This window comes from Bacteroidales bacterium (assembly GCA_012517825.1).
In the GTDB taxonomy this organism is placed as follows: domain Bacteria; phylum Bacteroidota; class Bacteroidia; order Bacteroidales; family JAAYUG01; genus JAAYUG01.
The window spans coordinates 1-16,240 of record JAAYUG010000162.1 but is presented as its reverse complement, the minus strand read 5'-3'; the positions used below and the strand labels follow the sequence as shown (position 1 = coordinate 16,240).

General features: G+C 45.4%; 12 protein-coding genes and 1 other RNA gene. 5 read left to right on the top strand and 8 right to left on the bottom strand.

The genetic code is table 11. The features are described from left to right. Nucleotides 1-30 precede the first annotated feature (30 nt). A complete protein-coding gene (locus GX419_11365) occupies nucleotides 31-939 on the bottom strand; it encodes a hypothetical protein (GenBank protein NLI25291.1) in 909 nt (302 codons plus the stop codon). 145 nt (nucleotides 940-1,084) lie between these two features. Here GX419_11365 and GX419_11360 point away from each other — a divergent pair, with 145 nt between their 5' ends. Continuing rightward, nucleotides 1,085-1,459, top strand: coding sequence for a DUF1987 domain-containing protein (locus GX419_11360; GenBank protein ID NLI25290.1), 375 nt, complete (start codon nucleotides 1,085-1,087; stop codon nucleotides 1,457-1,459). A 2-nt stretch (nucleotides 1,460-1,461) separates the two neighbouring features. Here the strand turns inward: GX419_11360 and GX419_11355 are convergent, their stop codons facing one another. Together GX419_11355 and GX419_11350 are read right to left on the bottom strand one after the other, a co-directional pair. Next, the gene (locus GX419_11355; protein NLI25289.1) at nucleotides 1,462-3,648 is read right to left on the bottom strand and encodes a bifunctional (p)ppGpp synthetase/guanosine-3',5'-bis(diphosphate) 3'-pyrophosphohydrolase; all 2,187 of its coding nucleotides are present in this window, start codon (nucleotides 3,646-3,648) and stop codon (nucleotides 1,462-1,464) included. A gap of 132 nt (nucleotides 3,649-3,780) precedes the next feature. Continuing rightward, nucleotides 3,781-4,875 carry a hypothetical protein gene (locus GX419_11350; GenBank protein ID NLI25288.1) on the bottom strand — a complete coding sequence of 365 codons (1,095 nt, stop codon included), beginning with the start codon at nucleotides 4,873-4,875 and terminating at the stop codon, nucleotides 3,781-3,783. A gap of 103 nt (nucleotides 4,876-4,978) precedes the next feature. Here GX419_11350 and GX419_11345 point away from each other — a divergent pair, with 103 nt between their 5' ends. Both GX419_11345 and kdsA read left to right on the top strand, forming a co-directional pair. Continuing rightward, a complete protein-coding gene (locus GX419_11345; protein NLI25287.1) occupies nucleotides 4,979-6,268 on the top strand; it encodes a replication-associated recombination protein A in 1,290 nt (429 codons plus the stop codon). 20 nt (nucleotides 6,269-6,288) lie between these two features. Continuing rightward, nucleotides 6,289-7,113, top strand: coding sequence for a 3-deoxy-8-phosphooctulonate synthase (gene kdsA / locus GX419_11340; GenBank protein NLI25286.1), 825 nt, complete (start codon nucleotides 6,289-6,291; stop codon nucleotides 7,111-7,113). 40 nt (nucleotides 7,114-7,153) lie between these two features. Here kdsA and rnpB read toward each other — a convergent pair. Continuing rightward, nucleotides 7,154-7,520: RNase P RNA component class A (gene rnpB / locus GX419_11335), an RNA gene on the bottom strand. 201 nt (nucleotides 7,521-7,721) lie between these two features. On the opposite strand from rnpB, the gene amrS reads away from it, so the two are divergent. Then, on the top strand, nucleotides 7,722-8,801 hold the full coding sequence (amrS, locus tag GX419_11330) for an AmmeMemoRadiSam system radical SAM enzyme (protein NLI25285.1): 1,080 nt from the start codon (nucleotides 7,722-7,724) through the stop codon (nucleotides 8,799-8,801). Between the two features lie 360 nt (nucleotides 8,802-9,161). Here amrS and metA read toward each other — a convergent pair whose 3' ends face one another. After that, nucleotides 9,162-10,076 carry a homoserine O-succinyltransferase gene (gene metA, locus GX419_11325; GenBank protein NLI25284.1) on the bottom strand — a complete coding sequence of 305 codons (915 nt, stop codon included), beginning with the start codon at nucleotides 10,074-10,076 and terminating at the stop codon, nucleotides 9,162-9,164. Nucleotides 10,077-10,258: 182 nt separating this feature from the next. On the opposite strand from metA, the gene GX419_11320 reads away from it, so the two are divergent. Further along, nucleotides 10,259-11,509 carry a hypothetical protein gene (locus GX419_11320; protein NLI25283.1) on the top strand — a complete coding sequence of 417 codons (1,251 nt, stop codon included), beginning with the start codon at nucleotides 10,259-10,261 and terminating at the stop codon, nucleotides 11,507-11,509. 70 nt (nucleotides 11,510-11,579) lie between these two features. Here GX419_11320 and GX419_11315 read toward each other — a convergent pair whose 3' ends face one another. The 3 genes from GX419_11315 to GX419_11305 form a co-directional block, all read right to left on the bottom strand. Further along, entirely contained in the window at nucleotides 11,580-13,904 is a 2,325-nt protein-coding gene (locus GX419_11315; protein ID NLI25282.1) for an AAA family ATPase, read from the bottom strand. Between the two features lies 1 nt (nucleotide 13,905). After that, nucleotides 13,906-14,763 carry a SpoIIE family protein phosphatase gene (locus GX419_11310; protein ID NLI25281.1) on the bottom strand — a complete coding sequence of 286 codons (858 nt, stop codon included), beginning with the start codon at nucleotides 14,761-14,763 and terminating at the stop codon, nucleotides 13,906-13,908. 90 nt (nucleotides 14,764-14,853) lie between these two features. After that, nucleotides 14,854-16,240: hypothetical protein (locus tag GX419_11305; GenBank protein NLI25280.1), on the bottom strand; the 1,387-nt coding region annotated here is incomplete at its 5' end.

Here is a 16,240-nt window from a genome sequence, read left to right as displayed (position 1 = left end):
GGTAAATTTAATCAGATTCTCTTTTATCTGTTAGTGCTTCTGTTCAAAAACACGTTTTTTCACTTCCCCTGCCATGTATTCGGTCTCCTCCGCTGAGGATGCATTAAAGACTCCGCATAAAAAATTGTCCACGCAAACCATGGTAAAGAACGTTCCGTCTTCCAGTTTTACAGGTACGCTTACCTCTTTTCCGGCACCAAACGCATTGCGGAAGAAAGACAATGCTTTTTCCGCCTTCGTTTTATCATCGTAACGGATCAGCAGGAGAAAAAGACGGTGTTCGGGAGTACCATAACGAGCCCAGACACATGGAGTATTTGTGCCAATCATCAGAATATCATCACTTCCCAGAAAATAGAAAGCATTCTGCCATGAGAAATGGGTAAAATACAGGATGTTTTCACGGGTTAATCCGTTCTTTGGCAGATAATTAAGAATGGAAGGCAGGGGACCGGTTCCCGGGATCGCACGATCAACAAAAGCTGCAATCTGGTTCATGGTCTCAACTGACACGGGAGTTTCACGCGGAGTCATCAGCGACACTATATACCTGTTTTTCCAGAAGAGAATGGAACCTTTCAGCCGCTGGCATCCCTGGCCAAATTCGTTATTCTCCGTTTCGCGCATGTTGGAAAATACGCCATAGGCATTGTACGAATTGCCCATGTCAAAAACTTCACAGATAATTTCGGGTTCAGAGCTATGAACATAGTTCCGGCTGATACATTTCCGGTAATGATAGGAAAGGTACAATTCCGCCCCGCCGTCTATGTATTCATACAGTTTTTTGCCGGTAAAAAACCGGGTGTTCTCGACAGTATATTGATTGCCTGGATTTTCAGGCAAAAAACGTTCCATTGACTGTGCCAGCATAAATCCGGGAAATAGAAAAAGTATACCAATTAACAGATTCCGGTAAACCGGAAGGTTTTTGTTCATATAAACCCAATTACAGAAACGATTCATTTGTAAAAATAATTAATACCAAGCTAACTTTTTACCAAAAAAGAAATACGAAAAGTTCATTCTATTGTACGTAATATTTTTTATATATTTGTTTTCATACTTACAAAATTGGATATCGATGGACAACCTGATAATTTCCGGTTCAAACCAAACGCCAACAGTAAAGCTTCAGAGAGGGCTGATAGAAATCTCGGGGCGGTCAATCCCCGAAGATCCGGTTGCTTTTTACAGGCCTGTTATGGAATGGCTCAATCAGTATGTTGAAAACCTGCCGGAATTTACTCAGATCAATCTCCAGTTTGAGTACATCAATACAAGTTCCTCGAAAGCTCTGCACAACATTTTGAAGACACTGAACGATAAGGTCGATGAATCGCATAGAATGGAAATCAACTGGTTCTACGAGGAAGGAGATGACGACATGTTTGAACTGGGCCAGTTTTTTGAACCTTACCTGCGAATTCCCATCAAATACATTCAGACGGAAGAATAGTTCTACATTCCTTCCACCCGGGAAACGGTCAGTACGCCTTTCACTTTTGCCAACCGGTGGATCAGTTCATTAAGATGGATTTTATCGCGAACCATTACGCGGACAAATCCTTCGTAGATGCCTTCTTTGGCATCAATGGAGAGGGAACGCATATTCACCCGCAAATCGCGTGAAATCACATCCGTCAGTTTATTGATTACTCCCAGCTCATCAATTCCTGTTATACGGATAACTGCTTCAAAATAGCCAGTTCCTTCCGGGTATTTCCAGTGAGCTTTGACAACCCGGTATCCGTATTTCTGGAGAAGCTGACGGGCATTAGGGCAGTTGATCCGGTGGATTTTGATTCCTTCACTTACGGTAACAAATCCGAAAATCTCGTCACCCGGAACCGGAGAACAGCATTTGGCCAGGCGGTAATCCACGTTTTTGATTTTGTCATCAATTACAAGAAAGTCTTCTGACCGGGTCTGGGGGACAGTAACTGTTTCGGCAGGAACTGCGGGCTGAAGTGGTTCAGCAACAGTTTCAGGTTCTTCCCTGCGGGTAAGTATGTTTTTTACTTCGGCCAGATCAATTTCATGGACAGAAATCCTGTAAAACAAATCGGATGATGTCTTTAGTTTATAATGGTCGAGGAGTTTTCTGATGTTTTCGTCGTTGTAATCAACTTTCCAGTTCTTCATTCTGCGCATCAGAAGTTCCTTTCCGTGTTCGGCTTCACGGACAACTTCTTCTTTCAGGTACTGGCGGATGCGGGTTTTCGCCTTTGTGGTAACGACAAAATCGAGCCAATCGGGTTTAGGTTTCTGGGACTTACCCTGAAGGATTTCCACTTTATCACCATTTCGCAACACATAGCGGATGGGTACGTTTTTTCCGTTCACTTTGGCCCCCATGCAACTGCATCCCACCTGGGTATGGATATCGAAGGCAAAATCGAGCACAGTAGCTCCCTGGGGAAACTTCCTCAGATCGCCTTTTGGGGTGAAAACGAAAACTTCCTCGTTCAGGGGATTGCGCTGCAATTCGTCCAGGATTTCAGACGCATCGGCAGCAGGCATTTCGAGTAATTCCCTCACTTTTCCAAGCCACTGATCAAGTGAATTGTCATCACGGACTCCTTTATACTTCCAGTGGGCGGCAAAACCTTTTTCTGCAATGTCATCCATGCGGCGGGTACGAATCTGAACCTCCACCCAGGTACCACCAGGGCCTATGACCGTAGTATGAAGGGATTCATAGCCATTGGATTTGGGTACTGAAATCCAGTCGCGCAGCCGTTGCGGATTGGGCTGGTAAAGATCAGTGACAATTGAGTAAACCCGCCAGCAGTCTGATTTTTCATTTTTGGGTTCCGAATCAATAATGATCCTGATGGCAAATACATCATAGATTTCATCAAAGCTCACCTGTTGTTTCTTCATCTTATTCCAGATGCTCCATACCGATTTGGTGCGGCTTTTTATCTCATATCGGAATCCCTGGGCGGTTAATTCATTTTCGATGGGGGTAATAAATTCCCTGATTAAACGGGTTCTCTTCCTTGATGTTTCACGAAGCCTCTGCTCAATCAGAAAATAGTTTTCCGGGTCAGAATGCTTCATGGCAATATCTTCCATCTCCGATTTCAGGTTATAGAGTCCCAGCCGGTGAGCCAGTGGAGCATACAGATTGAATGCTTCCCATGCTAACCGGAGGCGGAAGGGAAGGTCTTCCTTATCCATAGACCGCATAACAACGAGCCTTTCCGCCAGCTTAATCAGTATAATCCTTATATCCGCAGCCAAAGCGAGGAGAAGTTGCCTGAAATTTTCGGCCTGCCCTGCTGAAGGCTGCATTTCAAACGAAGATATCCTGATGAGACCCTCTACCAGCTCAGCGCATTTATCGCCGCCCAGATTCTTTATATCGTGTTCAGATACAATATGTAATTCAGCGGCCTTATATAACAAAGCAGCTATTACTGAATGGGTGCCGAGACCTATATCTCCGGCCACAACCGATGCAACCGAAAGAGCCTGGTTAAAAGATTTTTCGACCAGATCTTCGGATTTTTCCGAAACAGACTGATGAAGAAAACGAATAACCTGCTTGATTCTTGCAATTTCACCCTCGGAAAAAGCCGGGCGGAGAATTCGCAGTAAACTGCGATATTCTGACAGTTGCAGTGAGTTGAGATGGTTCATTCCAATTTTGTTCTCCGTTCGTCTCATTCTGCCATTTCATTAAGTAACTTTTTCAAAAAACCATCAGGTACAGTATAAAAACGAAAGGCTGGTCAGTTCCGGACCAGCCTTCCCTGTTCTTGATTTTGTGATTTAACGGAAGCTGATCCCAAATCCCGCCGTGGCAATGGAATAGTTTGCATAGATGTAATCAAAATTGATATGAAGCAAACCCAGCTTGAGTTTAAATCCTGCATTCAGCCGTGGTTTGGTAATGCCGCCGTCTTTCCCTTCAATAGAAATATCGATTGGATTGGCCAAGGGTTGAACCTCCACTTGGGCTGTGGTTGTGTTCAATGTAGGTATCGGGAAGTTCCCCTTAAGTTTCAGTGCCGTTTTGGAGGAGGAAACTCCGGCGCCTCCGTAAACGGCAATTATTGGCAGGTCAGCAGAAACAAGAAGATTGACCGTCCAGTTTGATACGCCGAGATCCATTCTCTGATTTTTCCAGGTATCCGGGCTGGGGGGATTGGAAACGGTTACACCAAGATCGTCAGGAGTAAACGAAATATTTGCACCGCTGTTCATTTTGGTATATCCGCCCATCAGAGAAATGTTCAGAATGGGCACCCTGCTCAGTACAGGAATATACTGTTTCAGTTCGTGTTTTATTCCTACTCCCCATAAACTGAAATCGCCGAATTTGCCAAGACCCACTTTAGGGACATACCGCCCCATGATTTCGGTGCCTTTGATCAGGCCAATTCCCACCTTGAGCATAGGGCTGGGAAGAAATGTGAGCCCGGTACCCTGAGGAGTTTTATATTTGGCAATTTCATAAGGGGTTGAATTGTAGGTATAAATATACGTGATTTCCTGGCCGGCTTCCCTCTTTCCTGAGAAAGTAGGTGAACTGGTGCCGGTTACATGAGCGGAAACATTTCCTGAGTTGGTCAGAGCCAGGCGGCTGGCATCAAACATCCGGTCGGCTTGTGGAACAAATGCAACAGAGGTTGACAGCGTAATGTCGAAACCCAGGAGATTATGCGACTTAGCTGTTGAGTACCAACCGGCAGAAAGGTTAGCTCCGAGGGCATTTCCAAATGGTTTAAGGTAGTTCTGAAGCAAAAGTTCAGCATCTTTCGGTCCGCCAGCCACAAGGGTTCCAATATCTCCCAACTGGGCATTCAGAGGAAACATCAAAGAAAAAAAGCCGGCAAAAAGCAACAAACTTCGGAAAGCTTTCATAATCAGTTTTTTAATGGTTAATTACATCCTGAGGCATTTCCATATCACCACAAATTTAAAAATATTATTCTAACTTGGCATGTTGTTCATAATGCAATTGCTGATGGGTCTTGCGCCGCTTGCCGAACGAATGAGGCCAAAACATCTCTCTGATTACATCGGTCAGGAGCATCTGACCGGACAGGGCGCTATTCTGAGGAAAGTGATCGAGTCGGGTCAGTTGCATTCCCTTATTTTATGGGGGCCACCGGGAGTCGGGAAAACAACACTGGCACAGATCATAGCCGCTGAGCTTAAAAGACCGTTTTACATGCTGAGTGCTGTACATTCGGGGGTAAAAGACGTAAGGGAGATGATTGAAAAGGCCAAAAAGACCCGTTTTATGGACTCCCCCCCTCCTATCCTTTTCATTGATGAGATTCACCGTTTCAGCAAATCGCAGCAGGACGCCCTGCTCAGTGCAGTTGAGAACGGCACTGTGGTTCTCATGGGGGCAACGACGGAAAATCCTTCCTTTGAAGTGATTGCCCCGTTGCTTTCAAGATGCCAGGTGTACGTACTGAAACCACTGGGGAAAAATGAACTTATGACCATTTTGCAGCGTGCCATTGAACAGGACGTTGTTCTGAAAAAAATGGAAATCCATGTGCTGGAAACGGAAGCCATTCTGAGGTATTCAGGAGGAGATGCCCGCAAGCTTTTAAACATACTGGAAATTGTAGTGCAGGCGCATCCGTCTGAAAGCGGGCCGGTAGAAATAACCAATGAAACGGTTACCCGATGCATAACGGAAAAAATCGCCCTGTATGACAAAGCAGGAGAACAGCATTATGATATTATTTCAGCATTTATCAAGTCGGTAAGAGGCAGTGATCCCAACGGGGCGGTTTACTGGCTTGCCCGTATGCTGGAAGGAGGAGAAGACATTTTATTTATTGCACGCAGAATGATCATTCTGGCCGCTGAAGATATCGGCCTGGCAAACCCCAATGCGCTGTTGCTCGCCAATGCCTGCTTTCAGGCGGTTCACCAGGTGGGAATGCCCGAAGCAAGGATCATTCTTTCAGAAACTGCCATCTATCTGGCTACCTCACCCAAAAGCAATTCAGCCTACATGGCCATAGAGAAAGCTTTGGATACAGTGAAAACAACCGGTGACCTCAGCGTTCCCCTGGCCATCAGGAATGCCCCCACCCAGTTAATGAAAGAACTGGGCTATGGAAAAGATTATAAATATGCCCATGACTATGAGGGTAATTTTGTTCAGGAAGAATTTCTCCCTCCTGAAATCAGGTCGCTTTTGCTCTATGAACCTCAGGATAATGCACGCGAAAAAGAAATTGCCGAACGACTGAAGCGATGGTGGAAAAACAAATATCCCTATTCAATATGAACAAGGCAGAAAATAATCGAATGAATGTGTTACAGGGGCTTCCCTGGATCAAGGATCTGGACAGCGGTCAGTTTTTTCTTCTGGCAGGTCCCTGTGTGGTGGAAAGCGAAACTTTATGTTTCGATGTTGCCGGAAAAGTAAAGGAAATCACAACAGCCTTCCGCATTCCTTATGTATTTAAGGCCTCGTACCGGAAGGCCAACCGGAGCAGGCTGGATTCCTTTCAGGGTATCGGGGATGAAAAAGCCCTTGAAATTCTGGCCAAAGTGAGGGAAAAACTGCACGTTCCGGTAATTACCGATATTCATTCTATCCCGGAAGCTGAAATGGCCGCGAAGTATGTGGATATCCTTCAAATTCCGGCATTCCTGTGCCGTCAGACCGACCTGCTTGTTGCGGCAGCCCTTACGGGAAAAATTGTCAATATCAAGAAAGGTCAGTTCCTGGCACCGGAATCAATGCGTTTTGCTGCACAAAAAGTGGTTGATTCCGGCAATTCAAAGGTCATCCTCACAGAACGGGGCACCATGTTTGGTTATCAGGACCTCATTGTTGATTTTCGGGGCATTGCCGAGATGCAAAAGACAGGATTTCCGGTTGTGGTTGATATAACTCATTCGCTGCAGCAACCCAATCAAAGTTCCGGAGTCAGTGGAGGGAAACCTGAACTGATTGAAACGATTGCCAGGGCGGGAATAGCAACCGGGGCTGACGGAATTTTCTGTGAAACGCATCCTGACCCCTCCAGGGCTTTGTCAGACGGAGCCAATATGCTGCACCTCAGCCGGCTGGAATCCCTTCTGGAGCATCTGGTCCGCATCAGGGAAACAATCAATGCCTTTTGATAAAACGAGAAAGGATATCGCCTGAAGCGGTATCCTTTCGTTGGCCAGTTTGCCTGTAAGCCAGGTTCTGTATTCCGCGGAAGCGGAATTCTTATCATTTCTCTGAGCGGCCTACCCCTCCCGGTATCCGGAATCACCGGATTCTGCCAGAACATACAGTTTCAGAAAACCTGAAACCGGGATATACGCGGCCTTTCAGCCTGCAGGACGGACAGCACCCGATGTCACCATACGGGCCGGTGGGCTCTTACCCCGCCTTTTCACCCTTATCCGCATAAGAGCGGACGGTTGTTCTCTGTTCCGTCTTCATACCCTCGCGGGTATCTCCCTTTCGGGAGTGCAGTGTTCTGAGCTGCCCGGACTTTCCTCTTCCGGCCAAAACCGGAAGCGATAAAACGGCATACTGGCACTGCAAAGATACTCCATTTTATGGTTCTTCAGCTACCTGACAATGCCAGAAAGAACGTGCTTTTAGGAACAAAATATCGTATCTTTGCATAAGGCATCGATCTGTTAAACTGCCATCCGTTGATAAAACACCTTGTATGGCTTCCAAACTTAACAGAAGAGAATTTCTTCGTACGGGGATATTTGCAGGATGCGGAGGAATGTTCTTGTCTTCCTTTGGAAAAGGAAGCGGAATTTTCGCTGCAGTGCCTGGAGATGAACAATTATGGAAATGGAGCCGCGAGGCAATTTTCTGGGAAGAAACGCCACGCGGAGTAAAGTGCCTGATTTGCCCCAATGAATGTACCTTGCGTCCGGGGGAAACCAGTGACTGCCGAAACCGTGTAAACTTCAGAGGAAAACTCTATACCATCGCATATGGTAATCCCTGCGCAGTTCATATTGACCCGATGGAAAAGAAACCCTTGTTTCATTTTATGCCGGGGACACTTGTTTACTCCATTGCAACAGCCGGATGCAATTTCGGTTGTCTTAACTGCCAGAACTGGACCATTTCACAGGCCAGCCCCAAAGAAACGGATAACTTCGATCTGATGCCGGACAAAGTGGTGGAGAAATGCCTTGCATCGGGATGCCGGTCTATAGCCTATACCTATTCCGAACCCGTTACTTTTTACGAGTACACGTATGATACCTCGGTAATAGCGCATAAAAAAGGGATATACAACACCCTGCACAGCAACGGATATATCAATGAGAAGCCTCTCCGGGCGCTGGCCCGGTATATTGATGCTGCCAATATAGACCTCAAATCATTTGATGAAAGCATCTATCTGAAACTGAATGCAGGGAAACTACAGCCTGTTCTCAATACATTGCTCGTGCTCAAACAGGAAGGAGTGTGGCTGGAAATAACCAACCTGATCATTCCCGGTTGGACGGACAACATGAAAATGATCCGGTCTATGTGTCAATGGCTCGTCGGTAATGGCCTTTCGGATTGTCCTTTGCATTTCAGCCGTTTTATGCCGCAATACAAGCTTACACAGGTTGCCCCGACACCTGTTGGAGTGCTTCAGCAGGCCCGGTCAATTGCCATGGAAGAAGGGATGAAATACGTTTACATAGGAAATGTACCCGGCAATGATGCTGAAAACACGTATTGTCCCGGCTGCGGCAAAATGGTAATTGAACGCAAAGGATACCGGATTCTTTCGAATAACATAGTGAAGGGGAAATGCCGCTTTTGCGGGTATTCCATACCCGGCAGGTGGGAATAATACTGATATATGTTTGATTTACAAACAATTGAGCAAATCATCCATAATGTTTTTATATTCAGGCGGAAATGAAATACGGTTAGAAAAATTGTTAAAAAGCAGGCTTAAAACGTATGGAAAACGAAATTTATTTAGTATATTTACCTCGGAAACGTTCTTTTAACGACAAGATACAGCCGCATTAATTACTAATCCCGCAAAGCTCAACAAATCGGAACTGATAAGGGTTAAGCTCATAGGTTCCTAAATCAGGCCGCAACACTGACAGCTTGCTGTCGCAGCGGAAGGTTGAATAACCTGGCACCCTAAGCCTGACGAAAGGGGCTTTCAGTGAGATTACGATTAATGCGGTTTTTTATTTTAGTCTCCGTTAAGGATATAGGGAGTAACCTGGTACACATAATAATTCAGCCAGTTGGAAAAAAGCAGATTTGCATGGCTTCTCCAGTAAACAAGCGGTTCCTTTGAAGGGTCGTTTTCCGGAAAATAGTTTTCAGGAACGTGGATGGGCAAACCTTTGTTTTTATCGCGCAGGTATTCATCCCTGAGGGTATAAGGATCATATTCTGAATGTCCGGTTACGAAGACTTTGCGGCCATCTTTCGAAACAACGATATACACTCCGGCCTTATCAGACTCTGAAACGATTTCGAGGTCATGAATTTTCTCAATATCGCTTCTGCGGATTTCGGTATGGCGGCTGTGAGGAGCCAGAAATTCATCGTCAAATCCTCGCACCAGAGGGATTCTGGGATTATTTACTTTGTGCCGGAACACTCCAAACATTTTTTCCGGCAAAGGGTATTTGGGTATGCCATAGAAATAATACAAACCAGCCTGCGCAGCCCAGCAGATATATAAGGTGGAAGTAACATGACCGGTTGACCAGTCCATTATTTCAGTAAGTTCCTTCCAGTAATCCACCTCTTCGAATTCCATATGTTCCACCGGAGCGCCTGTGATAATGAACCCGTCAAATTTCTTTTCTTTCACCTGATGAAAGGTCTTGTAAAAAGCTTTCAGATGCTCAACGGGCGTATTCTTTGAGGTGTGCGTCATGGTGTGCATAAGGGTAATTTCGATCTGCAGCGGATTATTGGAAAGCATTCGCAGAAGATGGGTCTCGGTAGTAATTTTAACAGGCATCAGGTTGAGAATCAAAATCCTGAGCGGGCGTATATCCTGATGGACAGCCCGGGTTTCCTGCATAACAAAAATATTTTCTTCCCGCAGTTGTTGTATGGCAGGCAGATTGTCGGGCACATTCAGCGGCATATCCTGAAAGGTTTATAGGTTATATCATTGGATTGCGAAATTAAACGAATTTTGACGAACATACCGCATAGACAAGAATTGTTCTTAACGGAATCCAGATAAATTCGAAGAATATTGGATCTTTTGCAACTTTGGCAAGAAATTTGGATGCAATTAAACAGAAACCCTTAAAAACGGGAACTATGAAAACAAAATTACTGGTCGGCATGCTGTTACTGATAGCCGTTGCCGGAACAGCACAAACCAACCGAAGGGACAAGACCAGAACCACAGACGGCCAGAAAACGGAAACGCAAGTATCCGATGAAAAGAAGGAAATAAAATCCACGGCGGCACCGCAAAGGGCTTCCGAACCGGTAAGATCCTCCGGAGTTTCCGCGGGCGAGAGCAGAAGAAATGCAGAACCGGAAAGCAGGAATGCCAGCAGGGCATCGGAATCCCGCCGGGATGAAGCGCCCCAGGTGCAACAGCCGGTAAGGAGCACTGTTAATTCTTCGGAAAATCAGCGCAGCAGGGAGACATACAGAAATACAGAACCGGATAGCAGGAATGCCGGCAGGGCATCGGAATCCCGCCGCAATGAAGCACCCAGGGTACAACAGCCCTCAGGGAGTACCACCAATTCTGTGGAAAATCAGCGCAGCAGGGAAACCTCCAGAAGTTCGGGTCAAAACAGTTCTTCGGGAGATACTCCCCAGCAGCGCCGCACTTATTCCGATGGAAACAACCGGTCAACGGGAAATGCCGGAGCTGTTTCCTCCGAGAGAAGGAACATGTCTTCGGGGAGAGCAGACAATGAACCGCAGAGGGCCGGAGTTTCAAGAAGCGGCAATACCTATCAACCTCCTGTGGTAGTGAATGGAACACGGACCGTGGTTTATAACGGACAAACCAGAGTAATCAACGTGAACGAACGAATCAATGACCGCAGATACCATAGTAACCATGTTCATTACCGTCATCCGGTGAAGGTATATGTGGCCCCTCCGGTTTCCGTTGAGGTACGGCGCGTGAAATACCCGTACAGACCTCCCGTGTACATAGATATTTACTGGACTACCGATATGTACAGAGAGTACAGAACCTGGTACCCTGAATATTGCTGCTGGGATTACCCGATCGGATACCGGATTGAAACAGTATCGGCCTATGATGCCATATACTATGTCGGCGACATAGCCAGGGTTTTCGGGAAGGTACATGAAGTTTACTACGCCTATGAAAACGATGAATACTATCTCTACTTTGGAGCACCTTATCCCTATCAGGATTTCAGTGCCGTAGTGCCCGGCTGGGTTGCCAGAGAGTTTTCGCGCAGACCAATACGGTGGTTCCAGAACAGGTATGTGGCCATTACCGGACTTATCACCGTGTATGAAGAGAAACCCGAAATTCTGGTGAAAAGGCCTTCACAAATTGACCGCTATTACTAAGAGTTAAACGGATACACGATCAATAAAAAAGAAGAGGTTCGTACTTCCGAACCTCTTCTTTTTTTTGTTACTATTTTTTAAGAAGTTCCAGTATTCGCTCAGCCACCTCAGATATTCTTGTCCGCGATTCAGAGTCAAGATCGTCCCATTTGATGGTCCCGTTCATTACATTCTGATGAAATCCGTGCGCAAGAATAACCGGAGAAAGATCATTGAAAAAAATGTATTCCGTGTTGGATTCGGTAATACCAACCCTTTGATGCAGCACATGGTTTTTAAAATCAATGGTAGAAAAAAGATCGGCCACCGAACGCCCGTTTTCCAGGGAAAGAAGATGCCGGGAAGCTTTGATTTCGTCGTTTCCAAACAAGTTAATTTTCAGTTCATTACGAATAATCCTTCCGGCTTCCGTATCATTGGTAAGAACAATAAAATCCAGTTTCCATCCGGTGAGAATATTGGCAAGGATACCAACTTCGGCAGGGCCTGTAGCAGGAATAAAGGAGACTTTTTCAGCAATTTCGAGCAATTTGAAGAAAGCCGTATAGTAGTAGTAAGCGGAAAGATCTTCAACAATGACATTGTTCTTGGGTGAGAAAATCTGCTGGTCTGAAATCCGGGCGCCCATGATGGAATAGACAGGAGAAAGGGTATCGGCTGAAGCCCTTGCCAGGGAATGCACGTCAAGAAGCATGGTTTCGCTGGTTTCATCGGTCTCAATGGCCCGCTGAACGGCTATTATCCGATGGAGTTTGTTAATATCAACAAGATATGGGGAATGGGTTGTGTAAATGATCATTAATTTGTCTTTCAGGTCTTCAAAGACCTTTAATACATCTTCCTGGGCCCGTGCATGAAGGCTGAGTCCAGGTTCATCAATCAGAAGGATCTGTTTCTGTGAATCTGTTACGGCAGAAGCCTTCAGCTCAAGGAAAAACGAAAGAAACCACCGGACCCCCCTGCTCCGCTGCTTGGGATAAAGTCGTTCATATTCATCCTTAATCCAGAATTCCAGATACGGTTTTCCTCTTTTTTCCGGATGGGATATGTCGTAATGCTCCAGTTCAAACTGGATGCGAATTTTACTGTTTTTGCCAACATTTTGCCTCCAGTAATCCTGAAAATTGACCGTAAGCTCTCCGTTCAGATTTTCAATTTTTTGCTTCAGTATCCTGTTGCTTTGCTGATAAAAGAAAGATGGTTCGATACCGGCAATAATCAGCAGATTTCGTACTGCCTTGAATCCTTCTGCCTGTACATTTTCACCCATCAGGTCATCAAGATCGATCCGGTTGGGCAGAAGACTGCTGAAATCTTCAAACATACGAAAGACAGGAACATATTTCATGTATTGTTCGCCCAGTTCTTCGGGCATGAGAAGTTCGAGAAAAGCAGCCGTTTCGCGGGAAGCATTACTGCGGGCCTGTTCCGGATTCATGCCTTTAACAATATTGGACAGAAGTTTTTTGCTGTAAACTGCCTCCTGACGCGATGAATCCAGATTTTTTCTTGCCTGCGTGTATTGTTCACGCAGTTGTTTTAATATCTGCTCCTTATGCCGGGCCTGTTTGGGGTTATCCGGATTGCCGGCTTCTGTCTTCCGGATTTCATTTTCGAGATGTTCAAGATGTTCCCTGGCTGATTTTAATTTCTCCTCAGCCTGAAGCACGTTTCTTGCATAAAGATATTTCTCCGAAATCTCCTTGTTCTGATTCAGAAAGGATTCCAGTTGTGAACGATCAATTTCCAGTTTGTTTTCGAGGCGTTTTTTCTCAAGAGTAATCCTGTCCAGTTCAATATTGTATGTTTCTTTCCTTTCTGAATTCTTTTCTTTCTGAATTGCTTTGCGGAGTTCGTTAATTCTTTTATCGATTGTTTTGATATCCTTTTCTATCTGTTCAATGTTTCGTGTGTGTTCAGAAATTCCATATTGTATTTTATCGTGCTGAGAATCAATTTCTCCAGCGAGTTTCAATAGTTCATCCTGTTCTTTCTGAAAGTCCTTTAAACGGTTGTTGTAAACTTCTTCCACCCGCTCCCCTCCTATTCTTACCAGGGAACTTTTGTCAGGATTCCAGCTGCGGACGAGGAGTATTTCTTTTTCTTTCCTGATAATCTCAGCAACTTCAGGGGATATGCCCCTTATTTCAGTGATTTTTTTTAACTCAGCAGGCTCCAGCCCAAAAAGGCAGGACACTTCGGGCAGGCTCAGGTCACTGCGAAGCATATCGTCTGTAATGATTCCGTCGGAAAAAGCTTTAAGAGCTTCCAGAACGGAGGTCTTCCCCGATTCATTCTGCCCGATTAACACCGTAATATTATCGGGAGAGAGATATTTTAATCCTGAATCAACAATTGACCGGAAATTCTTGATCCGGAAAGCAAGTAAACGCATATCAGATACTTTTCAGCAGTTTTGACTGACAAGCGACATATGGACTAAAACCTACAATCAGAATATCGTCAATCTGGGGAAGGTCCTTTTTCCAATCGGCCAGTTTGTTCTCCAGAACACCATATTGCTCTGCAAAAGGTAATTCAGCCACATGGGTTATCAGTTCCCTGAACCTGGTGTTTTTGAACTTTTTTCCTTTTTCTCCTCCAAACTGATCAATAAAACCGTCGGTAAAGATATACACTTTGTCATTTTCCAATATATCCAAAGTATGGTTTGTGAAGGATTTTTCCGTGACCATATGAATTCCGATGGGCATTTTATCTCCCGGCACTTCAATAAGTTCCTGGTTACGAATCACATAAGCAGGATTGTTGGCACCGGCGAAATGCAGCAGATGATGGTCGGCATCGATGATGCACAGTGCAATGTCCATGCCGTCTTTTTGTTCATCCCATCGTCCTGTCTGATGCAGGGCTTTCATAACTCTTTCCCTGAGCTGATTGAGAAGGGACGCTGCCGAAGTAATTTCCCCCCGGCCCACAATTTCATTGAGGAAAGAAATGCCCATTACGCTCATGAGACCTCCGGGCACCCCATGACCTGTACAATCAACAGCAGCAACAATAATCCTTTTCCTGTGCTTTCCTATCCAGTAGAAATCCCCGCTCACAAGCTCACGCGGTTTAAAAAAGACCACGCTTTCAGGAAGCAATCGCAGAAATAGCTCCAGGGGAGGCAGCATGGCCTGTTGAATGTAGCTTGCATACCGGATGCTGTCGGTCAGTTCCTTTTTCTGTTTCTGCAATTCTTCCAACAGAAGAAGGTATTCATCTGAAAGCGGATCGGGATAATCCATAAAAAGCATCTGTTTCAGGACAGAACAAAGATAGCTTATGCAAATTTAAATCTGGCCAAAATTTGCATGCGAAAGCAAAAAAGGATGGGATCAGATTTCAGGCGCAATCTTCAGAACGAGAGCATCCGAACCGGTTGTTTCGGTTCCTGCCTGAATGAGCACAATAGCGGTATTATCGGGCAACAGAGACAACGATTGTACCGAAGAAGGAGAGTCAGCGGTGAAAGAAAGTGCTTTTTGCCATGCTCCGGTTTTTGAAAGATTGATAACAAGTGCCTTACGGTTTTCTGATCCGAAGGCAAGGATGTCTCCTGAGGGACGCAGCACCATTCCCTGAATTAACAAATTGGGAATACTCATATAAACTCTTTCTGAAGTCTTCTTTCCCGATTTATCAAGGGTTATGATTTTAAGCTGCTGATCTGCTGCACTGCAAAGTAAAAGGGTTTCCCCCGTTTTTGCTGTCGTCATGGCCAAAATGCTGTCAGACTGAGGGGTATAAAATTCCCATACGATGTATCCGTTTGGATCTGTTTTGAAACACCAATGGTTACCGGCGGCATACACTTCGTTCATCATACCCGGTTCCATATCCTTTACTATGCCACGGCCAGTATATTTCCTTTCCCAGAACACTTTGCCAGATTCTTTATATAATCCTATAAACTGGCATGGAAGAGACAAGGAATCATAATAGTAGCCGGAAGCCAGGATTTCCCCTGACTTATTTATTCTCAAAGATTTGAACTCATTTGCCTCGTATTCTTTATCCCAGTATTTAAAACCCTGGTGGTTGATTTTCAGCAGCCAGGCCTTAATTTCACCTTCCGGAAGTTCCTTCTGGGTGTATCCTGCCATTATATAATCTCCTGACGGTGCATTCAGTATGGCTGATACATGGGAACCCTTGTTAGCCGGGAAGGTCTTGCTCCACAGCAACTTCCCTTCCTGATCGAGAGATACGACCCATGCTTCCGGAGAAGAGCCTTCATGAGAAGCAGTTGAACCAGCGAAAGTAATTTTTCCATCCGGGGCAACCGACAGCCCAGAAGGTACATCAACTGCACCATTCTGGTCAAATCCCCTGATCCATATTATTTTGGACGGCTGAAAAATGAAGGACAGGTATTTTTGACCCAGGGCCGCCGACCGGAGGTTAAATACATCGATAAACTGCTCTCCTTCGGGGAATTTCCTGATGAAATCGGTATAAGCCTCAAAGGTATTTATCTGCTTGGCTTTTTCAAAAATGAGGCGCTGGTAAAGCCGGGTTGCTGCCGTAACCTGCAATGCCTGAGGATACTGCTTGATGAAATTTTCAAAGGCTTCTATGGTATTTTGCTTTCTGGCTTCCTCAAAGGCAAGCTCATCCCTCAGATGAGTAGCTTCAATGACCTGCGCCGCGCCGGGATACTTTTTGAGAAAATCATTGTAGGCCTGAATGGTATTAGCTTTACGGGCCAGATCGAAGGCCAGC